Annotated in this window: 15 protein-coding genes; 8 read left to right on the top strand and 7 right to left on the bottom strand. The window is 71.4% G+C overall.

The annotated features are described in order from the left end of the window. Nucleotides 1-3: 3 nt before the first annotated feature. The 5 genes from ACGFNU_RS41425 to mfd all read right to left on the bottom strand — a co-directional run bounded on the left by ACGFNU_RS41425 (nucleotide 4) and on the right by mfd (nucleotide 8,981). On the bottom strand, nucleotides 4-951 hold the full coding sequence (locus ACGFNU_RS41425) for an NADP-dependent oxidoreductase (RefSeq protein WP_392602103.1): 948 nt from the start codon (nucleotides 949-951) through the stop codon (nucleotides 4-6). A 76-nt stretch (nucleotides 952-1,027) separates the two neighbouring features. Beyond that, nucleotides 1,028-3,388 (bottom strand): transglycosylase domain-containing protein, encoded by a 2,361-nt coding sequence (locus tag ACGFNU_RS41420; protein WP_392602102.1) that lies wholly within the window; start codon nucleotides 3,386-3,388, stop codon nucleotides 1,028-1,030. 208 nt (nucleotides 3,389-3,596) lie between these two features. Then, the gene (locus ACGFNU_RS41415) at nucleotides 3,597-4,601 is read right to left on the bottom strand and encodes a MazG family protein (RefSeq protein WP_392602101.1); all 1,005 of its coding nucleotides are present in this window, start codon (nucleotides 4,599-4,601) and stop codon (nucleotides 3,597-3,599) included. Between the two features lie 122 nt (nucleotides 4,602-4,723). Beyond that, complete coding sequence (locus ACGFNU_RS41410; protein ID WP_392602100.1) at nucleotides 4,724-5,392, bottom strand: SurA N-terminal domain-containing protein; 669 nt, start codon at nucleotides 5,390-5,392, stop codon at nucleotides 4,724-4,726. Nucleotides 5,393-5,453: 61 nt separating this feature from the next. Beyond that, complete coding sequence (gene mfd / locus ACGFNU_RS41405; protein WP_392602443.1) at nucleotides 5,454-8,981, bottom strand: transcription-repair coupling factor; 3,528 nt, start codon at nucleotides 8,979-8,981, stop codon at nucleotides 5,454-5,456. 248 nt (nucleotides 8,982-9,229) lie between these two features. Here mfd and ACGFNU_RS41400 point away from each other — a divergent pair, with 248 nt between their 5' ends. The 5 genes from ACGFNU_RS41400 (at nucleotide 9,230) to ACGFNU_RS41380 (ending at nucleotide 15,074) form a co-directional block, all read left to right on the top strand. Next, complete coding sequence (locus tag ACGFNU_RS41400; RefSeq protein WP_392602099.1) at nucleotides 9,230-9,802, top strand: TetR/AcrR family transcriptional regulator; 573 nt, start codon at nucleotides 9,230-9,232, stop codon at nucleotides 9,800-9,802. Continuing rightward, a complete protein-coding gene (locus tag ACGFNU_RS41395) occupies nucleotides 9,799-11,355 on the top strand; it encodes an MFS transporter (RefSeq protein WP_392602098.1) in 1,557 nt (518 codons plus the stop codon). The genes ACGFNU_RS41400 and ACGFNU_RS41395 overlap by 4 nt, the downstream gene beginning before the upstream one ends. An 87-nt stretch (nucleotides 11,356-11,442) precedes the next feature. Next, the gene (locus ACGFNU_RS41390; RefSeq protein WP_392602097.1) at nucleotides 11,443-12,384 is read left to right on the top strand and encodes a class I SAM-dependent methyltransferase; all 942 of its coding nucleotides are present in this window, start codon (nucleotides 11,443-11,445) and stop codon (nucleotides 12,382-12,384) included. Nucleotides 12,385-12,508: 124 nt separating this feature from the next. Next, entirely contained in the window at nucleotides 12,509-13,981 is a 1,473-nt protein-coding gene (cysC, locus tag ACGFNU_RS41385; RefSeq protein ID WP_392602096.1) for an adenylyl-sulfate kinase, read from the top strand. A 106-nt stretch (nucleotides 13,982-14,087) separates the two neighbouring features. After that, entirely contained in the window at nucleotides 14,088-15,074 is a 987-nt protein-coding gene (locus tag ACGFNU_RS41380) for a sulfite exporter TauE/SafE family protein (RefSeq protein ID WP_392602095.1), read from the top strand. Between the two features lie 56 nt (nucleotides 15,075-15,130). On the opposite strand, the gene ACGFNU_RS41375 is transcribed toward ACGFNU_RS41380, so the two are convergent. Continuing rightward, nucleotides 15,131-15,910 carry a WecB/TagA/CpsF family glycosyltransferase gene (locus tag ACGFNU_RS41375; protein WP_392602094.1) on the bottom strand — a complete coding sequence of 260 codons (780 nt, stop codon included), beginning with the start codon at nucleotides 15,908-15,910 and terminating at the stop codon, nucleotides 15,131-15,133. Nucleotides 15,911-16,029: 119 nt separating this feature from the next. Between ACGFNU_RS41375 and ACGFNU_RS41370 the strand changes: the two genes are divergently transcribed. The 3 genes from ACGFNU_RS41370 to ACGFNU_RS41360 all read left to right on the top strand — a co-directional run bounded on the left by ACGFNU_RS41370 (nucleotide 16,030) and on the right by ACGFNU_RS41360 (nucleotide 19,540). Then, complete coding sequence (locus ACGFNU_RS41370) at nucleotides 16,030-16,812, top strand: hypothetical protein (RefSeq protein ID WP_392602093.1); 783 nt, start codon at nucleotides 16,030-16,032, stop codon at nucleotides 16,810-16,812. Nucleotides 16,813-16,924: 112 nt separating this feature from the next. Beyond that, nucleotides 16,925-18,199 (top strand): hypothetical protein, encoded by a 1,275-nt coding sequence (locus tag ACGFNU_RS41365; protein ID WP_392602092.1) that lies wholly within the window; start codon nucleotides 16,925-16,927, stop codon nucleotides 18,197-18,199. Between the two features lie 72 nt (nucleotides 18,200-18,271). Continuing rightward, the gene (locus tag ACGFNU_RS41360) at nucleotides 18,272-19,540 is read left to right on the top strand and encodes a glycosyl hydrolase (RefSeq protein ID WP_392602091.1); all 1,269 of its coding nucleotides are present in this window, start codon (nucleotides 18,272-18,274) and stop codon (nucleotides 19,538-19,540) included. Nucleotides 19,541-19,603: 63 nt separating this feature from the next. Here the strand turns inward: ACGFNU_RS41360 and ACGFNU_RS41355 are convergent, their stop codons facing one another. Beyond that, the gene (locus ACGFNU_RS41355) at nucleotides 19,604-22,417 is read right to left on the bottom strand and encodes a PKD domain-containing protein (RefSeq protein ID WP_392602090.1); all 2,814 of its coding nucleotides are present in this window, start codon (nucleotides 22,415-22,417) and stop codon (nucleotides 19,604-19,606) included. Nucleotides 22,418-22,586 lie beyond the last annotated feature (169 nt).

The following is a 22,586-nucleotide window of genomic DNA, read 5'->3' as shown; positions in this document are numbered from 1 at the left end:
TCGTCACAGGCGGATCACGGTCTTGCCATGAGAACCTCCGGCGCGCCCGCGGGCGATCGCGGCGGGCGCGTCCTCCATCGAGACCTCGTCGTGCACCATGACCCGCAGCCTGCTCGCGTCGATGAGACTCGCGATCTCCGCCAGCAGCGCCGGGCTCGCCTCATTGTCGAAGTTGAGCCCGCGCAACTGCTGGGCGGCCATCTTGTCGGGGTTCACCGACCAGATCGAGCTGATGTACGTGCCGCCGGGACGCAGCAGGCCCGCGAGCCGCTCCACCGCCGGCTGGTCGCTCACCAGGTCGATGATCTCGTCGAGGCCGTCGGAATGCGCCCGGAGCACCTGCTCGTTGACGTCGGCGTCCCGGCCGTGGTCGACGATCTCGTCGGCACCGAGACGGCGCATCTCCTCGGCCATGTCGCCGCGGGCGGTCGCGATGACCTTGGCGCCGCGGTCGGCGGCGAGCTGGACCGCGGACTGGCCGACGCCGCCGGTCGCGCCCACGACCAGGACGGTGTGGCCCTCGTCCACCCCGGCCTTCTCGACCATGTTGAGCGCGGTCATCGTCGCGGTGGGCACCGCGGCGGCCTGGCTGTAGATCATTCCGGCGGGCATCGCCGCCACGGCCGCCCCCGGCGCGGCGATGGCGTACTCGGCGAAGCTGCCGAGGCCGCGCGGCGCCATGAAGAACTGGCCATAGACCTGGTCGCCCGGTCTGAACGACGTCTCGCCCCTGCCGGTCGCCTCGACCACCCCGGCCCCGTCCATCCCCATGATCAGCGGGAACGCGTGGTCGACGGCGTCCTTGAGCATCCCGTCGCTGATCTTCCAGTCGACCGGATTGAGCCCGGCGGCGACCATCTTGACCAGTACCTCACCCGGGCCGGGTTCCGGCACCGGCAGGTTCATCAGCGCCGGGGTGGCGCCGAACTCGGACACGGCGATGGCTCGCATGGCTGTTCCCCCAGGTCAACGTGCTCTCTGCCCCGGAGGTGATCTACCCAGTGATCCAGCGGGTCAAAGCCCGGGGTCAGTCCGGACGGCCGGGGAGCTTCGGCGACCGGGGGTCGGGGTTCAGGTCGGGGAACCTCTTCTTGCCGCCCTTGCTCAGCCGCAGCGTGATGGTGTCGCCGGGCTCGGCGGGCCCCGGCCCCGGCTCCATCTCCGCGACCGTGCCCTTCGGATACGTGCCGGACTCCACCGGCCGGCCGATGCCGACCTGGAACCCGGCGGCCCGCAGCCTGGCGATCGCCGCCCGCAGCTTCATGCCGCGCACGTCGGGGACCTTGACCCTGTCCTCACCGGACCCCTTGCTGAAGTAGTGCGAGGGCGGCCGGTGGAACGACGTCGCGTCCCGGCCCTCCAGGGCGCCCGCCATGCTGTCCTGCCAGATCGGCGCGGGGATCGTGGCCCCGAAGACCGCCCCGTAGCAGTTGCCGTCCATGCACAGGCTCGTCATGGGGTACCGGTAGCCGCCGCGCGGGTCGCCCACCCAGACCGCCGAGGCCAGCTCCGGCGTGTAGCCCGCGAACCAGGCGGCAGAGAAGTTGTCCACCGTGCCGGTCTTGCCGGCGGCGGGCCGGCCGATGCCCATGCCGCGCGCGGTGCCCTTGGTGAGGACGCCGCGCAGCACGTAGTTGACGGCGTCGGCGACGCCCTTGTCCATGACCTGCTTGCAGCCGGCGCCCGGCACCTTGACCGGCTTGCCCGCGGCGTCGGTGATGCGCTTGATGGCGATCGGCGAGCAGTACTCGCCGCGGGCGCCGAACGCCGCGTACGCCGCCGCCAGCCGCAGCGGCGACACGGTGTTGAACCCGAGGGTGAACGAGGCGTACTGCTCCATCGGCTTGCCGTTGGCCTGCCGCATGCCCAGCCGTTCGGCCATCTTGACCGTGTCGCAGAGGCCGACCTCGCGCTGCAACGCCAGGAAGAAGGTGTTGACCGAGTGCTGCGTGCCCGTCGTCAGGCTGAAGGTGCGGCCGCCCTCACCGTCGGCGGAGTTGCGCAGCGACGCGTTCGGGTCGCTGATCCGCTGGCCCTTGCAGTTGCGGTAGCCGGTCGGGGTGAAGCGGCGCGGTGCCATCAGCCGGGTGCCGAACGGCATGTCCTCTTCGAGCGCGGCGGCCAGCGTGAACGCCTTGAACGTGGAGCCGGCCTGCATGCCGATGCTGGAGCCGTGGCTGGCGTCGGCGGCGAAGTTGATCCACGTCTTGCCGCGCACCTTGTCCGAGCCGAGCTTGCGGTCCACGACCATGCCCTTGATCTCGCCGGTGCCGGGCTCGACGAGCGCCTCGGCGGCGGCCTTGCGCGCGGAGTTCTTGCGCGGGACGTGGTTGTCGACGGCGCGCTGCGCGGCCTTCTGCGTCTGCCAGTCGAGCGTGGTGTGGATGGTCAGGCCGCCGCGCTTGAGCAGCCGTTCCCGCACCTTCGGCGTCTTGCCGAACACAGGGTTGGTGAGGATCTCGCGCTGGACGTAGTCGCAGAAGAACGGCGCCTTGCTCGTGACGCAGCCGTTCGGCGTGTCGTGCAGGTTGAGGTGCAGGTCCTGCTTGGCGGTGACGGCGGCGGTCTGGCGGTCGAGCCAGCCGAGGTCGGCCATCCGCTGCAGGACGACGTTGCGGCGCTCCTTGGCGCGGCCCGGATAGCGCGTGGGGTCGTAGGCGTACGGGTAGCGGATCACGCCGGCGAGGGTCGCGGCCTCCTGGAGGTTCAGCCGGGACGCGGGCTTGTCGTAGTAGTGCCGGGCCGCGGCCTCGATGCCGTACGCGCCGTCGCCGTAGTAGGCGATGTTGAGGTAGCGGCGGAAGATCTCGTCCTTGGAGAACTTCTTCTCCATCGCGACCGCGTAGCGCAGCTCACGGATCTTGCGGGCCGCGCTGATCTCCTTGGCGGCCTGCGCCTGCTCGCGCGACTCGGCCTGGGCGAGCAGCAGGTTCTTCACGTACTGCTGCGTGATGCCCGACCCGCCCTCCTTCACCTCGCCGGAGCCGAGGTTGTTGGCCAGCGCGCGCAGCGTGCCCTTGGAGTCGAGCGCGCCGTGCTCGTAGAACCGGCTGTCCTCGATCGCCAGCACCGCGCGCCGGACGACCGGCGCGATCTTGGTGATGGGGACGTCGACGCGGTTCTGGTAGTAGAAGGTGGCGAGCGTCGAGCCGTCCGCCGCCAGGATCTTGGAGCGCTGCGGCACGCCGGAGGTGTCGAGGTCGTACGGCTCGCTCTGGAACCACGTCGAGGTGTCGCGCGCGCCGACGCCGAGCGTGCACGCCGTCGGCAGGATCATCAGCGCGACGAGGACGCCCGCGAGCAGCGCGAGACCACCGAGGCCCCTGATCGCACGAGCCTTCTGCCCCGCGCCTCGACGACCACCACGCTCTCCGGTCCCAGCCAGCACGCGCTCAGCGTAAACGGACGTACCTCGCAAGACCACCCCATCTGCGATCTTGCGCCCGAGATAACGCAGTTGGCCCGGCAGATCGTTCGCGAGGAGCGTCCAGCGGGCGGTCCACCGGCGAACGGGCGAACCGCGGCGAACGAATGAACTCTGGCGAACGCGTGAACCGCGGCGAACGGGTGAACGCGCTCGCCGGGCCCGCGTGCCGTCACTCCTGTCGCGCGCACTCCCAGTCCCTGACACGCTCGCGGTATGCCCGCGAGACGGCGCGCAATTCCGCCTCGGCGTCACGGCCTTGCGCACGCGCCTCACGAACCAGGGCGAAAAGGCGCAAACCAATGTCGTCGGACTGCCCGGATTTGGCCTTTTCGGACACGTCAGCCCGGTCGGCCCCGTCGGTGGGCTCCGCGGGCGCCCCGGCGCGCTCGGCGCGGCGCTGGAGCTGCGCGGCGAGCGACAGCGCGGGCTGGCCCATCGGCACCCCGTCGAAGATGGAGGCGGTCTCGCCGCTCTTGGCCGCCCGCTCGGCGGCCTTGATCTGCTCCCAGTTGGCGTTGACCTCGTCGGCCCCCGACACCGTCACGTCACCGAAGACGTGCGGGTGCCGCCGGACGAGCTTGTCGACGATCCCTGCCGCGACGTCGTCGATGGTGAACGCCGTCTCGTCCGCGCGTTCGGAGGCCACCACCGCGTGGAAGGCGACCTGCATCAGCACGTCGCCCAGCTCCTCGCGCAGCGCGCCCAGATCGCCGTCCTCGACGGTGTCGGCGACCTCGTACGCCTCCTCCAGCAGGTACGGGACGAGCGACGCGTGGGTCTGCTTGGCGTCCCAGGGGCAGTCGCGGCGCAGCGTGTCCATGACCGAGACCAGGTCGAGCAGCCGCGCGCCCGGCAGGTCGTACGAGCCGTGCAGGACCTCGATCTCGACGGGATCGTTCAAGACGAGCTGCCCGATCTCGCGCATCAGCCGCTCGTCGCCGTCCGGGTCGGCCACCCACACCACGCCGCCCCCGGCACGGGCCGCCGCGACCAGCGCGGCGGGGTCCGGCTCACTGACTCGCTCCGCCTGGACGCCCGCCTCCTGGAGGTAGGGCAGCAGCGGATGGTCGTCGCGGACCAGCACCCGGGCGGCCGAGCGCAGCGTCTCCCACGCCTTCCAGCCGAGCAGCCCGGGCGCGACCCGGTGGGTCGTGGCCAGCAGTGTCAGTCCCATAGTCACGCAGTCAGTCCCATAGTCACGCAGTCAGTCCCATAGTCACGCAGTCAGTCCCATAGTCACGCAGTCAGTCCCATAGTCACGCAGTCAGTCCCATAATCACGCGGTCAGGCTCATGGTCAGCGGACACCCGATTCGGTCGCGGACAGGCGGGTGGTGATCGGCGAGACGGTCAGCCGGTTGCCGTCGAACGAGCCGAAGCGCGGGTTGACCTGGATGTCGAGCTTGTCGGCGGCCTGCCGGAACAGCGCCACGGCCTGCTGCTGCGCCTGGAGCGTCGCCGGGCTCTGCTCGCTCGCGTCGGCCCCGAGCTTCTGCAGGATCAGGCTCTGCGCGGCGTTCATGCGGGCGACGTCGCGGGTGAACTCCTTCGGCATGCCGAGGGCCACCACGATCGACTCGGCCGGGGCCTGCTGGCTCATCAGCCCGATCGTCCGGTCGACCTGGCTCTCGGTCACCGACACCCCGGCGGTCTCGGCCGCCGCCGCGGCGACCCTGAAGTTGACCATCGTGTCGAGCGCGGACCGCGCGCTGCAGTCGGCGGGCTCGCCCGACGTGGGCTGCTGCTGCCGCTGGCTCTCCAGGGCCGCCCGGACCTGGTTGGCCACCTGGTCGTTCTTGAACTGCCGCCGGCAGTCGAGCACGGCCTGGTCGAGCCTGGCGGTGGTGATGCGGTCGTCGCCGACGACCGCGGCGGCCCCCACCTTGACCGGGTCGCCGCCGCAACCCGCCAGGGCCCCGGCCAGCACCGCCCCCGCGAGCGTCGCCTTCACTACTTTTCCGAGCACGGCAGTCCCATTCCGATCCGTGATCACTCCCGGGTCGGTGATCACTTCCGAGTTCGTCAGCTTACGGGGACTTGGCGGCGGTGGCCTCCAGGAACAGCGCCTCGACCAGGTCCGTGGCCCACTTGAGCAGCTCTTGGTCCCGCAGCGGACGCCCGCCGAGCGGTGCCGTCTTGGGCGTGGGCACCAACAGGGTATTGGTGGCGGGCTTGAGGATGCTCTTGGGATAGAGCCGCTGCAGCCGCACCTGCCTGGAATCCGGCAGATCGACCGGGGCGAACTTCACGAAGTTGCCCTGCAGCGTGATCTCGGTGAGCCCCGCCTTCCGCGCCTTGGCCCGGAACCGCGCGACCTCCAGCAGGTTGAGCACCGGCACCGGCAGCGGGCCGAACCGGTCCTTGAGCTCCTCGTGCACGGCCCCGATCTCGTCGTCGGAGACGATCGCCGCGATCCGCCGGTAGGCGTCGAGGCGCAACCGCTCGCCCGGCACGTACTCGTGCGGCAGGTGCGCGTCGACGGGCAGCTCGACCTTGGTCTCGGGCATCTCCCGGACGCCGCCGCCCTCCTTGAGGTCGCGCACCGCCTCGCCGACCATCCGGACGTAGAGGTCGAAGCCGACGCCCGCGACGTGCCCGGACTGCTCCGCGCCGAGGATGTTGCCCGCGCCGCGGATCTCCAGGTCCTTCATCGACACGTACATGCCCGCGCCGATCTCGGTGTGCTGGGCCAGCGTCGCGAGCCGCTCGTGCGCGGTCTCGGTGAGCGGAGTCTCCGGCGGGTAGAGGAAGTAGGCGTAGGCGCGTTCGCGGCCGCGCCCGACCCGGCCGCGCAGCTGGTGCAGCTGCGAGAGGCCGTACATGTCGGCGCGGTCGACGATGAGGGTGTTGGCGTTGGGCACGTCGAGCCCGGACTCGACGATCGTGGTCGCGACCAGGACGTCGAAGTTCTTCTCCCAGAAGTCGACCATGACCTTTTCGAGCTCGTGCTCGTTCATCTGGCCGTGCGCGACCGCGACCCGCGCCTCCGGGACGAGCTGCTGCAGGGTGGCGGCGACCCGGTTGATCGACCGCACCCGGTTGTGCACGAAGAAGACCTGGCCCTCGCGCAGCAGCTCCCGGCGGATGGCCGCGGCGATCTGCTTCTCCTCGTACGGGCCGACGAATGTGAGGATCGGGTGCCGTTCCTCCGGCGGCGTGAGGATCGTCGACATCTCGCGGATGCCGGTGAGGCCCATCTCCAGCGTGCGCGGGATCGGCGTGGCGGACATGGCGAGCACGTCCACCTGCGTCCGCATCCGCTTGAGCTCCTCCTTGTGCTCGACGCCGAAGCGCTGCTCCTCGTCGATGATGACGAGGCCGAGCTTCTTGAACCGGGTCTGCGAGGAGATGATCCGGTGCGTGCCGACCACCACGTCGACGGTGCCGTCGGCGACGCCGCGCAGCGTCTCCTCGATCTCCTTGTCGGTCTGGAACCGGCTGATCGGCTTGACCGTGACCGGGAACGCGCCGAACCGCTCGGAGAACGTCGACAGGTGCTGCTGCACCAGCAGCGTCGTCGGGACCAGCACCGCGACCTGCATGCCGTCCTGGACGGCCTTGAACGCCGCGCGCACCGCGATCTCGGTCTTGCCGTAGCCGACGTCGCCGCAGATCAGCCGGTCCATCGGGACCGGCTTCTCCATGTCCTCCTTGACCTCCTCGATGGCGGCGAGCTGGTCGGGCGTCTCGACGTAGGGGAACGCGTCCTCCAGCTCGCGCTGCCACGGGGTGTCCGAGCCGAACGCGTGGCCCGGCGAGGCCATCCGCGCGGAGTAGAGCCGGATCAGCTCTCCGGCGATCTGCTTGACCGCCTTGCGCGCCTTCGACTTGGCCTTGGCCCAGTCGGCGCCGCCGAGGCGGTGCAGGCTGGGCGCCTCGCCGCCGACGTAGCGGGTGAGCTCCTCCAGCTGGTCGGTCGGGACGAACAACCGGTCGCCCTTGGAGTATTCGAGGATCAGGTATTCGCGCGTCGCGCCCTGGACGGTGCGGCTGACCATCTCGACGTACCGGCCGACGCCGTGCTGCTCGTGCACGACGTAGTCACCGGCGCGCAACTGCAACGGGTCGATGCCGCCGCGACGCCGCGACGGCATGCGCCGCATGTCCTTGGTGGAGGACTTCTGCCCGGACAGGTCGGTCTCGGTGAGGACGGCCAGCTTGACCGAGTCGAACGTGAAACCGTGCTCAAGCAGGCCCGTGGTGACGTTGACCAGGGACGGCTCGGGCGGGACGGGCAGGTCGGTGAGCTTGGCGCCCAGCCCTTCCTCTCCCATCAGCTGGACGAGGCGTTCGGCGGGACCGTGGCCGGGCGTGACGAGCGCGACCCGCCAGCCATCGGAGATCCAGCCCTTGAGGTCGCCCATCACGCGGGCGGTGTCGCCCCGATAGGCCTCGGCGGCGTGCACCCCGAGCTGCAGTGCCTCGCCTTCGGGGTTGAGCGCGGTGATGGACCAGCGCGGCAGCCCCAGCGCGTTGCTGTGCTCGCGTACTTCCTCGAGTGAGCGGAACGCGGCGGCGCCCAGATCGATCGGCGCCTCTCCCCCGGCGGCCGCGTTGACCCAGCTCGCCTCCAGGAACTCCTGGCTGGTGCGGACGAGTTCGACCGAGCGCGTCCGGATCCGCTCGGGCTCGCAGACCAGCAGAGTCGAGCCCTTGGGGAGCAGATCGGTGAGCAGCTCCATGTGGTCGGCGAGGACGGGCGAGAACGCCTCCATGCCCTCGACGGTGTCGCCGTCGGCGATCCGGCCGAGGACCTCTTCCAGCGCCGGGTGCTCTTCGGCCAGCAGCTTGGCGCGTTCGCGCACCTCGGGGGTCAGTGGCAGCTCGCGGCACGGCGGCGCCCACAGCCCGTCCGGGGCCACTTCGAGCGACCGCTGGTCGGCGGCCTTGAAGTAGCGGATCTCCTCGACCGTGTCGCCCCAGAACTCCACCCGCAGCGGGTGCTCCTCGGTCGGCGGGAAGACGTCGAGGATGCCGCCGCGTACGGCGATCTCACCGCGCTTCTCCACCAGGTCGACCCGGTGGTAACCGGCGTCGACGAGCCGGCGCACCACGTCCTCCAGCTCGGCGTCCTCGCCACCGCGCAGCCGCACCGGCTCCAGGTCGCCGAGCCCCGACACGATCGGTTGCAGGACGGCCCGGATCGGCGTCACGACCACGTCGAGCGGGCCGCCAGCGCCCTGCCCGCCCGTACCCTGCCGGCCCGCCCCGTCGCCGGACGCCGGATGCGTCAGCCGCCGCAGCACCGCGAGCCGCTGCCCGACCGTGTCCGAACGCGGCGACAGCTTCTCGTGCGGCAACGTCTCCCAGGCGGGGAAGTGCGCCACCCGCTGGGGGTCGAGCAGGCTCGTCAGCGCCGCCGCGAGGTCCTCGGCCTCCCGCCCGGTGGCGGTGACCGCCAGGACCACCCCGTCGCCCGCGCGGGCCAGCGCCGCGCCGAGGATCGGCCAGAAGGACGGCGGCGCCACGATCTCGTGGTCGGTCCGCGCCTCCTTGAGCGCACGGTCCAGCCCAGGGTCGGTACACGCCAGATCAACAAGTCCAGAAAGCGTCATCATCGCCCGTTACTCGTCCACACCGCCGGGCCCGCGGGCCCGCGCGGACACCCCCCGCCCAGCCGCGGGGCAGCCCGAAAATCCGGGGAAGGCCAGCTGTCCCCGGTAGCACTACCCAGCCTACGCGCCCGTACCGACACCCGCGCGTGCGCTGTCAGAAGCCCGTCAGCGTCCTCCGGATGCCAGTTTTGCGACTTATGTGTGTAGAATTAGACGAAATTGTCTCAACCTAGACGAGATTGACGCACATGGCCTCCAGCGAAGAGAAGATCATCGCCGCGGCGATCAGGCACCTGAACAAGGAGCCCACGGCCTCGATGGCCCGGCTCGCCGAGGCGATCGGCACGAGCCGGGCGACCCTGCACCGCCACTTCGCCAGTCGCGAGATCCTCATCCACACGCTGGGCACCCGATCCCTCGACCGCTGGGAGGAGTCGCAGCGGGAGGCCGGGCTGGCCGAGGCCGCCGCCTCCGGCGACGCGGAGCGGATCGCCGCCGCGCTGCGCACGGTGATGCGCCTCTTCGTCGCCGACGCCGACGAGTACGGCTTCGCGCTCACCGACCACTTCATGGCGCAGATGCCCGATCTGGTCGCCCGCGCCGACGAGCTCGAAGAGCGCGAGATCGTCTTCTACACGGCCGCCCAGCGCGCCGGCGTGCTCCGCCCGGACCTGCCCGTCCGGTGGATCTCGTACACGGTCTACGGCCTGCTCGTCGCGGCCCGCGACAGCCTCCGCTACGGCAACGTCGCCCGCCGCGACCTGGATCAGCTCGTCCTCGAGACCTTCCTGAACGGCAACGCGGCCAGGGGCACCCCATGACCATCACGCAGACCACCGCCGCCGCCCCCGCGACCCCGCCGCCGCATCCGCGGCGCTGGGCCGGGCTGGCGGTCCTGTCGGCGAGCCTGCTGCTCGTCGTCATGGACATGACCGTCCTGAACGTGGCGCTGCCCGACATCTCCGCCGACCTGCGGCCCGATTCGGTGGGGCTGCTGTGGATGGTCGACGTCTACTCGCTCGTGGTGTCGGGGCTGCTCGTCACCGTCGCCAACCTGGGCGACCGGTGGGGCCGCAAGCGCATGCTGCTCACGGGCTTCACGATCTTCGGGCTGGCGTCCGCGGCCGTCCTGGTCGTGGACGGCACCGGCCAGGTCATCGCGCTCCGGGCGCTGCTCGGCGTCGGCGGCGCGATGATCATGCCGTCCACGCTGTCGATGATCCGCAACCTGTTCACCGACCCCCGGGAACGCGCGACGGCGCTCGGCATCTGGGCCACGATGGCCGCGCTCGGCGGCGCGCTCGGCCCGATCCTGGGCGGCGCCCTCCTGCAGCACTTCTCCTGGCACTCGGCGTTCCTGGTCAACGTTCCGGTCATGGTCGTCGCGATCATCGCCGGGCTCGTCCTGCTCCCGGAGTCGCGCAACCCCAGCCCGAGCCGCTGGGACGCCCTCGGCACGGTGCTGTCCATCGTGGGCATGGTCGCACTGGTCTACGCGATCAAGCACCTCGGCAAGGAGGGCTTCGGCGACGCCGGAGCGCTGGTGTCGGCGGCGGTCGCGATCGTGACGCTCGGCTGGTTCCTGCGCCGCTGCCTGCGGCGGCCCGACCCGATCCTGGAGATCCGGCTGTTCCGGCGGCCCGCGTTCAGCGCGGGAGTGCTGGCCGCGCTCACCGTCAGCATCGCGATGGCGGCGACCATGCTGCTGATGGCGCAGTGGATGCAGCTCGTCCAGGGGTACTCGCCGCTGGAGACCGGGTTGCGGCTGCTGCCCGAGGCGGTCGGCGCGGCGATCGCGTCGCCGCTGGCGCCCGCGCTGGCGAACCGGATCGGCGCGCGCACGGTCCTCGCGGGCGGGCTCGCGCTCACCGGCGCGGGCTACCTGGTGATCTTCTTCTGGCCGGAGCCGCTGACCTACCTCGCGGTCGCGATCTCGCTGGGCCTGGTCGGCGTCGGGCTCGGCTCGCTCGCCATCGCGTCCGCGGTGATCATGGCGGGCGCGCCGCCGGCGAAGTCGGGCAGCGCGGCCGCCATCGAGGAGACCGGGTACGAGCTCGGCGGCGCCCTCGGCGTCGCGGTGCTCGGCAGCGTGGCCGCCGCCGTCTACCGCGGCGACCTGCCCGCCGAGCGGCTCGCGGCCGAGGGCGTCTCCGGGCCGGCCGCCGGCGCCGTGCGCGAGTCGCTCGGCGGGGCGATGGACGTCGCGCGGGAGGCGGGAGCCGCCGGGGCCGACCTGGCCGCACGGGCGCAGCAGGCCTTCACCGAGTCGCTCCAGTGGGCCGGCCTCGCCGGGGGCGTCCTCCTGGTCGTCACCGCCGCCGCCGTCTGGCTCATGACGCCCGCCGACCTGGACGTCTCCTCGGGTCACGACTGAGAACGGCGCATAGATCCACGACACGTGCGAGACCAAGAATGAGTAAATAGCGAACGCTCCGCAGTCGGGCGATTACGATGCGAGTTTGTGACCGATCTGCGAAGGCCGCCGGTCAACGACGGCGACTTGTTCTCCGAACGCGCCCGCCAGTACGCCCGCGACAGGCCCCTGCAGCGCATCCACATCCTGGAGGCGGGCTGCGGGTGGGGTCGCGGGCTCGACCTCGGTGACCGCGAGTACCGCGTCACCGGGGTCGACATGGACGCGCCCGCGCTGCGCGCCCACACCCGCGACCGCACCGACCTCGACACCTGGCATCTCGGCGATCTGCGCACCGTGCCGATGCCGCCGCGCGCGTACGACATCGTGCACGCGACGTACCTCATCGAACGGGTGCCGAACGCCGAGCTCGTGCTCGACCGGTTCGTGGCCGCGCTCAAGCCGGGCGGGCTGCTGCTGGTGCGCATCCGCGACCGCGACACCGCCTTCGGCTTCCTCGACCGCACGCTGCCCCGGTGGCTGTGCGGCCCGATCTGGCGGCGGCTCGCCGACCGCCGGCGCCCGGGACAGGCCAGGCCCGAGCTCGTCGAAGCGAACGCCGAGGCCGACGCGGAGGCGCGAGCCGAGGCAAGGGCGGAAGCGCGGGCCGTAGCGGACGCGGAGGCGCGGGCCGAAGCGGGAGCGGGGGCCGAAGCGGGAGCGGGGGCCGAAGCGGGGGCGAACGCGGGAGCGGACGCCGAGGCCGCCGGGCAGCCGGACGGCCGGGCCGCCGCCGTGCCGCCGCCCGCGATCTACGAGCCGGTGGCGTCGCGGCACGGCATGCAGTGGTACTGCGTGATGCGCGGCCTGGTGATCGCCGAGGAGTACGCGTCGCGTGGCGGGGCGAACACCGGCGCGGCCGGAACCGGCCTCACCGGGGGCCTCTGCCGCCTGGTGTCGAAGGTCAGCCGGGGCCGTCTCACCGCCGAGCACAGCGAGATGACGCTGGTCATCCGCAAGCCGGAGAACCGCTTCGCCAGAGTCATCTGAACCCCGCCGATACCGGCCACGGCCGGCCAAGGTGCACGCATCCTCCGAGCCGCAGTATTTTTGCGGAAATGCCCACTGACCTGGACCAGCCCGGCATCCGTGCCGGGCAGGATCGGAGACCGCGGTGACCGCCGACGCCGGCCTTCCCGACACGCTGCGCGACCTTCCCGCCTGGACCCCGGGTCCGGCTGAGCTGGCCGACCTGGAGCTCCTGCTGGCCGGGGTCTACCGGCCGCTCGCCGGCTTCCTCGGCTCGTTCGACACCGCCATGGTGATCGCGGGGGGGCGGCTGGCCGACGGCACCCCCTGGCCCGTCCCGGTCACGCTCTCGGTTCCCAAAGATCTGACGACGTCCGAACGTCTGGTTCTCCAGGACCCGGAGGGGGTCCCGCTGGCCGTCCTGACGGTCACCGAGACCTGGCAGGACCCGACCACGCAGGACTGGAGGCTGGCCGGTCCGCTGGAGGCGCTGCGGGCGCCGGCGCACGGGCCGTTCCACTCCATGCGGCGCCGTCCCGACGAGATCGAGAAGGTGGACGGGCCGGTGCTGGCGGTGGCCACGCGCGAGCCCCTGCACCGCAAGCAGCTCGGCCAGCTCCGCCAGGTCGCCGAGCGGCTCGGCGCGCGGGTGCTGCTGCTCCCGCTGCTCGGCGGCGAGCATGACGAGGCCCTCGTCCGGGCGTTGCTGGCGGTGCGCAAGGAGCTGCCCGAGGGCACGCAGACCATCCCGGTGCCGCTGGCCCGGCACGATCTCGACGGCGACCGCGACACCCTGCTGCGCTCGCACGTGGCCGCCGCGTACGGGGCGACGCACCTCCTCGCGGACGCCGAGGCCGAGGGCACGGCGGTGCCGGTGATCATCCCGGAGCCGTGGGCGTACGACGCGGACGTCGAGGTGTGGCGGCCGGTGGCCCGCATCGAGCCCGACCACGTCCAGGCCGAGCTGACCCACGACCAGCTGAACGAGCTGCTCGACCGGGGCGAGCCGATCCCGGACTGGTTCACCCCGCCCGCGGTGGCCGCCGAGCTGGCCGTCGCCCGGCCGCCCAAGCACGAGCGCGGGCTCACCGTCTTCTTCACCGGCCTGTCGGGCTCGGGCAAGTCGACGGTGGCGCGCGGCCTGGCCGACGCCCTGGTCGAGCGCGGCGGCCGCACCGTCAGCCTCCTGGACGGCGACGTCGTGCGGCGGCTCCTGTCGGCGGGGCTCACGTTCTCCAAGGCCGACCGCGACCTCAACATCCGGCGCATCGGCTACGTGGCCGCCGAGGTCACGCGGCACGGCGGCGTCGCGATCTGCGCGCCCATCGCCCCGTACGCGGCCACCCGCGCCGAGGTCCGGCGCATGGTGTCGGCGGCCGGCGACTTCGTCCTCGTCCACGTCTCCACCCCCCTGGCGGAGTGCGAGCGCCGCGACCGCAAGGGGCTGTACGCCAAGGCGCGCGCCGGGCTGATCCCCGAGTTCACCGGGATCTCCGACCCCTACGAGGAGCCGTCCGACGCCGATCTGTCCCTCGACACCTCCCAGCTCGCCCCGGGCGAGGCCGTGGATCGCGTCCTGGAGCTCCTGGTCGCCGGCGGCTGGGTCCGCGCCGAGTGACGCAGGTCACGTACTGAGGCGACCGCCGGGGGCAAGGTTCGGAACGATTCGGGGTACCCCTTACCCTGGTGTTCTAGTTTTCCTATATGCCTGGTAGGTCATGCCAATGGACTTCGATTGGACGATGGCGCTCGGCTCGTTCCTCGTGGCCATCGTCGTCGGTCTCACCGGCATGGGCGGCGGCGCGCTGATGACGCCGATGCTCGTGACGTTCTTCGGCGTCAGCCCCCTCGCGGCGGTCTCCAGCGACCTGGTGGCCGCCGCGGTGATGAAACCCGTCGGCAGCGCGGTGCACTACCGCCAGGGCACGATCAACATGCGGCTGGTCGCCTGGCTGTGCGTGGGCTCGGTGCCGGCAGCGTTCTCCGGAGTGCTGATCGCGCGGGCCCTCGGCCACGGCGCCGAGGTCGAGGACGTCATCCAGAAGGCGATGGGCGTCGCCCTGCTCATCGCGGCCGCCGGGCTCGTCGTCCGCGGCTACCAGGCGCTCGTCGACCGGGCCGCGCGGCGGACCGGCGCCGACCGGCGCACCGCCGCGCCCGGCGAGCCCGCCGCCCGCCAGACGCCCGACATCACGATCCGGCCGGTCCCCACGGTGATCGTCGGCATGGTCGGCGGCCTGGTGGTCGGCATCACCTCGGTCGGCTCCGGCTCCCTGATCATCGTCGCCCTGCTCGCGCTCTACCCCACGCTCAAGGCGAACCAGCTCGTCGGCACCGACCTGCTCCAGGCCGTCCCGCTGGTCTTCGCCGCCGCCGTGGGCCACCTGCTGTTCGGCGACTTCCAGATGGAGGTCACCGCGGCCCTGCTGGTGGGCTCGATCCCGGGCGTCTACCTCGGCTCCAAGATCTCCTCCCGCGCGCCGGGCGGCCTGATCCGCCGGGCCCTCGGCTTCGTGCTCGTGGCGTCGGCGCTGAAGATGTTCGGCCTGGGCGCCGTCCCGCTCGCCTGGACGCTCATCGGCCTCGTCGCGGGCACCGCGGCGGCATGGATGCTGGTCCGCCGCCACCACGGCCTCCCCGCGCTCCCCTTCTCCGAGCGGCCGCCCGACGAAGCCGAAGAGCACCCGGAACCCGCCCCCCAGCGCACCTGAAGGTCAGCGCACCTAATCTCGGGCGCACCTGCGATCGCGCGCGCGCAGGCGCCGTGTCAGCCGGACTGGCGGCCGTGGCGGACGCGATGGGCCAGGACGGTCAGGACGTACGAGCCGAGCTCGATCGTGTAGCGGCGCCAGAGGCGGCGCGGCTCGCGGGCCAGCCGGTAGAGGAAGCCGACGCGGAGCTTGAGGACCCAGGAGGGGTAGTACTCGCGGCGTTCGGCGAGGTGCTCGAAGTAGGCGCCGCACGTGATGATCACCGGCGCGTCCAGCCTGTCGCGGTGGTCGGTGACGAACCGTTGCTGGAGCGGGGTGCCCAGGCCGACGTGGAGGATGTCCGGCTTCGCCTCGTTGATCTGCGCGACGAGGCGGTCGGCGTCGGCGGGCGGGATCTCTCCGGTGGCGTCGGCCCAGTGCCCGTGCTCGGTGCCGACGATGTCGAGGCCCGGGAACCACTGCCGGAGGTTGGCCGCGGCCTCGTCGGCGACGCCGGGGGCGTTGCCGAAGAGGTAGACGCCCCAGCCCTCGCCGGCGGGCAGGCCGAAGAGGTCATCGGTGAGGTCGTCGTTGGCCATCCGGCCGGGAACGGGACGGCCGAAGATCTTCGCGGCCAGGACCACGCCCCACCCGTCGGCGAGGTTGAGGTCGAAGCCGTTCATCAGGTCGCGCAGGGCGGCGTCCTTGGACGCCTTCCGCACGTAGTCGGGGTTGGCGAAGGTGATCGTCAGCTTGCGCCGCTCGGTGACCGCCGCCGCCATGAAGCGGCGCAGCGCCGGGGCGTCCACCCTGCTCACCCGGACACCCAGCACGTCGACCGTTTCGTGGTCCCACATCTCGCGCCCCCTCGCTAGAGCCCGGTCAGGCTAGCCGAGGATCAGCGCGCGCCGCACACGAAGATGGGAGCATTGTGATGGTTGGACCGGATAGTCCGGTCCCGGCTAAGGTTGCCGCCGTGACGATCAGGAATCGGGACAACCTTCTTTCAGCAGGCTATTACGCCCTGCTGATTCTGCTGGTCAGCGCGGTTCTGTTCCAGGTTCTGAGCGATATCCTGCCGGTCGGCGCAAAGCAGGTCTCCCACAACACCGAGGCCTATACAACGGCGGCGATCCTCGCGCTCTGGGTGCAATTCGCCCGGCCCAGGCTGCATGGTTCCCGATGGGAATGGCCGGTCACCTGGGCCGTCGCACTGTGCGCTTTCGGCGTCGCCCTGCTCTTCTATCTGGCCGAAGAGTGGCCGACACGGGTCACCACCCTCAACGAGGCGTTCTTCGCCTTGGCGGCCCTCATCCCGTACGTCCAGCCACGGCGGCGCCACAGGGACGCCGCACTGGTCCTCTCGGGGCTCACGCTCGCGCTCATCGTCTTCGGCGGCTGGACCGCCATCGTCACCGACATGGCCGAGGCGCTGGCCGTCCTCCTGCTCGCCCCGCTCGCGCTGGACGTCTTCGACCGGCGCGTCCTCGACCCGGCGGCGCCGGCCGCCAGGACGCGCCGGATCGGCTGGTTCGCGTTCCTGATCGTCGCCCCGGTCGTGCTGCACGTCCTGGCCTACCGGATCGGGCTGAGCGGGATCCCCGGCGACGTCGTGAGATACGCCGTCCGCTTCTACGAGGCGTTCATCTTCCTGCTGATCTTCCAACTCTTCTTCGCGGTCGTCACGCCACGCCGAGCACGGAAATCGACGGGATCACCAGTGGAGGACCGATCACGAACGGCCGCACAGACCCCCTAAGGCACGACCCGGCACAGACGTTCCCTTGTGACTTATGTGTGCTCTTCAAGACCAATGGGTGCCCGGTGTGGTACACATTCCCAGTTATCACAGCGCGAATCGGAGCAAATCCATGCGTCGACGCCTCGGCCTGACCGCCGCGACGGCCGCAGCCATGCTGACCGGGGCCGCACTGAGCCCCGGCGCGGTCGCGGACATCAAGCAGACGAAGGTCGTGTCCGCGAACCCGGCCAACACGACACCCCACGTCCTGGACGGCACGGTTCGCGCCATCGCCGTCGTGGGCACGAAGGTCGTCGTCGGCGGCAACTTCACCAAGGTCCGCGAGGCCGGCTCGGGCAAGCCCCAGATCGCCCGCAAGAACCTCTTCGCCTTCGACGCGAAGACGGGGAAGGTCGACACGGCCTTCAAGCCCGCGGTCAACAGCACCGTGTACGCGCTCCAGACCGGCGACGCCAACACCGTGTACGCGGGCGGCGGCTTCTGGACCGTCAACGGCACGCAGACCGGCGGCCTGGTCCGGCTGGGCGTGCCCAACGGCAAGCTCGTCACCGCGTTCAAGCCGAACGTGGGCGGCGGCGTCGTCTACGACTTCAAGCGGCACGGCGCCAAGATCTACCTGGGCGGCATGTTCACCAAGGTGCGCGGCGTCACGCGCAACACGCTCGCCGCCGTGAACGCCACCAGCGGCGCGCTCGACACCGGCTTCGCCCTCACGCCCAGCGACCCGCGGGCGGGCGCGCTGAAGGTCTTCAAGATGGCGATCAACCCGCAGGGCACGAGGCTGCTCATCAACGGCACGTTCACCAGGGTGAGCGGCCAGCGCCGGGCGCAGATCGCCATGATCGACACGCAGACGTCCCCGGCGAAGCTGAGCAGCTGGGCCACCGAGCAGTACGCGGACCTCTGCAACATCAACTCGTTCCACACCTACATGCGCGGCATGGACTTCTCCCCCGACGGCGCCTACTTCGTGGTGGTCACCACCGGCGGCGGTTACGGCACCTCGGCCCTCTGCGACTCGGCGGCGCGCTGGGAGACCGCGAAGACGGGCAGCGGCCAGCGGCCGACCTGGGTCAACTGGACCGGCGGCGACACCCTGCTGGCAACGGCCGTCACCGGCGCGGCGGTCTACGTCGGCGGCCACCAGCGCTGGCAGGACAACCCCTACGGGCGCGACTTCGCCGGCCCCGGCGCGGTCTCCCGGCCCGGCATCGCCGCGCTGAACCCCGCCACCGGCAAGGCCCTGGCCTGGAACCCGACGCGCACCCGCGGCCACGGCGTCGAAACGCTGGTGGCCACGCCGAACGGCCTGTTCGTGGGCAGCGACACCGACCAGCTCGGCAAGGAGTACCACGGCCGCGTCGGCTTCTTCCCGCTGTCGTGAGCCGGAGCCGATCCATGCCCAGTTGGGATGGCGCCTGGCCGGGGCGAAAGGCGAAAACTATAGTCATCGCTCATGATTTCGCCCCGGTCTGACGGGCCGCGCCGAGACGGCCGCGGACGTTCGCCCGAGCGCGCCCCGGCACGCTCTTCCAGGGGCACGTTCCCGCGCCTGTCCAAGCCCGCCCTCGCAGTGGTCGCCGGCACCTCGTGCGGCGTCGCGGCGGTGCTCGTCGCGCTGAACGTCGGAGACGGCTCCGGCCAGGCCGCGCGGGTCGCGCAGCGGCCCGATCCGCGGCAGGCCAGCCAGTCTCCGATCGCCGCGGGCCCCGCCGCCACCGCCGAGCAGGACCGGGACCGCGGCACGGCAACGCTCCCGGGGAGCGGCCGCGCGGCCACCCGCCCGAAGAAGCGCTGTACCGTCGACAAGGTGCTGGCGCCGACCTGCGGCGCCTGGTGGGGCGCGGCGGTCAACACCTATCCGCAGCCGGCGGCCCTGCGGGCCTTCGAGCGGAAGATCGACCGGCCGGTCGCGGTGTACCACAAGTACTACCGCGGCAAGCAGGTCTTCCCCTCCCGCACCGACATCGCCCTGGCCCGCGAGCCGGGGCGGCGGCGCCTGCTCCTGCTCAACTGGAAGCCGGACGCGGGCGAGTCGTGGGCGAAGGTCGCCTCGGGCTCGATGGACGGCCACATCGACACGCTGTCGGCCCACATCAAGCGGAACTTCCCCGAGCGCTTCTGGCTGGCCATCCACCATGAGCCCGAGGAGGAGGTGCGGGAGCGGCCCGGCTCCGGCTACACCGCCGCCGACTACCGGGCCATGTTCCGCCACGTGGTGAAGCGGTTCCGCGAGAACGGCGTCGACAACGCCGTCTTCACGATGGTCTACATGGGCTACTCCGGCTACGTCGTCAAGCCGTGGTTCAAGGCCACCTACCCCGGTAACGACGTGGTCGACTGGATCGGTTTCGACGCCTACGCCGACCCGTCGGTGAAGACGTTCACCCATCTCGTCGACCGCGCCGCCCCCGCCGAGCGCAGGCTCGGCATCGCGGGCTTCTACCGCTGGGCGCGCGCGAACCTCTCCAGCCGCAAGCCGCTGATGCTGAGCGAGTGGGGCGGCACCGAGCTGAGCGGCGACCCCCGCGACAAGGCGGAGCTGTTCCGCAGCATCGCCCGGGAGATCAAGAGCTACCCGGCGCTGAAGGCGCTGATCTACTGGGACGCCAAGAACGGCCACAAGTTCGGCGACACCCGCGTGGACGCCAGCGGCCAGGCACTCCAGGCCTACCGCGCGCTCGGCAGATTGCCCTACTTCAACCCCGCGGTGCCGAAGCGCTGATACCGGGAGACGACGAAACGGCCAGGCCCCTGAGGGCCTGGCCGTTCCTTCGCGATCTGACCGCTAGCCCTTCGGGGCCAGCACGATCGTCCACATCAGGGCCCGGCTCGCGGCGTCGGTGGTCGCCTTCAGGCCGCCGTACGCCCCGGCCGGGACCGCGCCGTTGCTGTCGGCGACCAGGGAGGTGACCCGGCCGCTGCCGGTCCCGATCGAGGTCGCCCGCGCCGTCACGTCCGCCGGGGCCGTCCAGGCGGTGGTCGTGGACGACTTGTCGCCCCAGTACGAGACGACCCACGAGCCCGCGACCGCCGCCGCGTTCGGCGTGGTGTGCCCGGTGGCCGCGGCCGCGTCACCGGCTTCGGCCGCCGTCGCCACCGGCGCCGTCGCGCTGGTGCCCGAGTACGCCAGGAGCCGCAGGTCGGCCTTGGCGAAGTCGCTGATCCCGACGTTCACCGCGTTGCCCGCGTCACCGGCCTCGGCGACCCGCTGCCACACCGTCGAACGGGCGATGCCGCTCTGCGTGCCGACCTGCGTCCAGCCGGGCGGCGGAGTGATCGTGAACCCGGTGTTGTTGACGTTCAGGATCAGCACCAGCCCGTCGCCGGCCTGGACGTTCGCCGGGACGGTGACGCTCGCCTGCTTGGTGTTGGCGTTGAAGCCGTCGGTCCCGCGGAACGCCACCTGCGCGCGGTCGGGGGCCACGACCGCCGTCTGGGTGACGGTGTCCTGGTCGCCGCGGTTGTCGGTCACGGTCAGCTTGACCTGGTAGGAACCGGCCTCCTGGTAGGTGTGCTCGGCGGTCTCCCCGGTGGCGGTCTGGCCGTCGCCGAAGTCCCAGCGGTACGAGGCGATCGAGCCGTCGGGGTCGGCCGAGGCGCCGCCGTTGAACGTGCAGCGCAGGGCGGCGCAGTTCTGGGTGAACGACGCCTTCGGCGCCTCGTTCGGGGTGCCCGCGTAGAGGAACAGGACCCGGCCGCGCCAGTCGCCGGTGTCGACGGTCACGGGAGTGCCGGACGGAACGCCGTTCGTGAAGGCCATCTTGTTGAGGCGGCCGGTGGAGGTGTTGACGAAGTAGAGCTGGCCGTCGTGCGCGAACATGCCGCCCACGCTCGACCAGCTGCTGCCCGCGAGGCTGGTGCTCGCGGTCCACTCCTGGCCGCCGACAACGCCGTTCTCCGGTGTGAAGTACCGGTAGTAGAGCGAGGACGTGCCGCGCGTGTAGTAGATGCGGCCCCCGGTGAAGAACATGCCCCGGATCGACTTCACCTGGTCGTGCCAGGTGCTCATGTTGGTGAGCAGGTCACCGGTCTTGATCTCGGCAGGGGCGCCGAACGCCTGGCCGTCGAACGTCCGGGAGTAGAACTTGCCGTCGCTGGCGCCGTGGTAGAGCCGGCCACTGATCATGAACGCGCCGCGCTGCGTCCGCCAGTCGACCCCGCCGGTCGCGTCCTGGGTGACCGCCCCCGCGGTGGTGCCGTCGAACGAGCGGTGCCGCAGGAAGTTGGGGTCGAAGGAGCCGGTGCCGCCGCCGTAGTAGACGTTGCCCGGCAGCTTGCCCACGGACTTCTTCGGTATCACGGTGCCGCCCGCCAGCGGGAACATCGCCAGCTTCATGTGGGTCTCGCCACCGGCGATGTCGGTGTCGCTGCCCATCCAGAGCCCCTGCGAGGTGGCGAGCAGGTCGAAGACGCCGACCCCGCGCGTACGTCCGGGGTTCCAGCTGAAGGGCAGCCCGTTCTCGGGGTCGAGGGCCGCGATGCCCTCGCGGGAGACGGCGCCCTGGCCGGGGGTGTCGACGCCGAACGGGTTGTTGGACCAGCGGAAGTGGCCGCCGACGTACACCACGGAGTCGGTGATCTCCACGGCGTAGGAGGTGTCGCCGCCCGTCTGGGTCACCCAGGTCGGCTGGAGGCCGCTGCCGGTGGCCGCGGTCTCCCAGCGCGCCTGCGTGTCGCACAGCTTGGCGACACCGCCCGCGGCGCCGGTCGTGGTGACCACGAAGAACCGGCCGTCCGGCGAGAAGTCGACGTCGCGCATGTAGCTGTCGAAGGACGAGGAGCAGCTGTCGGCGTAGCGCGCGGTCTGCCAGTCGGCGAGCTGCGCGGTGGCGCCGCTGATGTCGATCATGGCGATCTGCCGCCGGGTCTGCCCCGCCACGGTGGTGAAGTTGCCGACCGCCACGAGCCGGTCGCCGGCGGGGTTGACGTCCATCTTGTAGACGAGCGTCGTGCCGCCGTTCTGCGTGCCGGTGAAGTTCAGGTCGACGAAGTCGTCGCGGGCGCCGGTGGCCGGGTTGACGGTGGCCAGCGCGGCCCGGTCGACCCCGCCGACCTTGGCCTGGTTGCCGGCGACGTACAGCCGGCCCCCGGCCAGCCGCAGGTCCTTGACGCGGGCGTCGAACTGGGGCTTGAACGCGGTGTCGAGCGCGCCCGTGGTGGCGTCGATCCGGCCGAGCACCAGGCGGTCGGTCCCGTTGATGCTGCGGAACATGCCGCCCAGGTAGAGGTCCTTGCCGTCGGCCGTGGGCAGCAGCACGCTGACCTCACCGCCGAGGACGTCGGGGGCGAAGTCGGGGATGATCTCGCCGGTCGCGGCCTTGACGGCGAAGACGCCGTGCCGCTCCAGGACCGGCTTGCCGGCGCCCGGCTCCTTGACCTGGGTGAACGAGCCCCCGAAGTAGACGCGGTCGCCGAGCTGCACGATCGACTTGACCGCGCCGTCCTGGACCTGGGGGGTGAAGTCGGCCGGGTCGGCGCTCACCAGACGATCCTGGTGCTCGGCCGCCGCTTGAGTTCCTGGTGAGGCTGCGGTCAAGGCCCCCGCCGCCAGCACCGATCCGATCGCCACGGCGATCAGCCCGCGCAAGCTTGAACGCACACCCGCCCCTTTCGTTCCGGTGGCGCGCGGCGGATGACGCCGCGCCATGGGTGGTCCGGCGTCGTTCGCGTGCTGCCGGACGAGGCAGCGTATCGAGGCGAAACACGAGCACACACGACATAGGGCTAACTATTAGGTCTCAACGTGCCCATACACTTCGTTCCTGATC

The sequence above is a fragment of the Spirillospora sp. NPDC048911 genome (genome assembly GCF_043198015.1).
Classification (GTDB): Bacteria; Actinomycetota; Actinomycetes; order Streptosporangiales; family Streptosporangiaceae; genus Spirillospora.
Note: the sequence above shows the minus strand (reverse complement) of the source record. Positions and strands in the feature narration are given on the sequence as shown.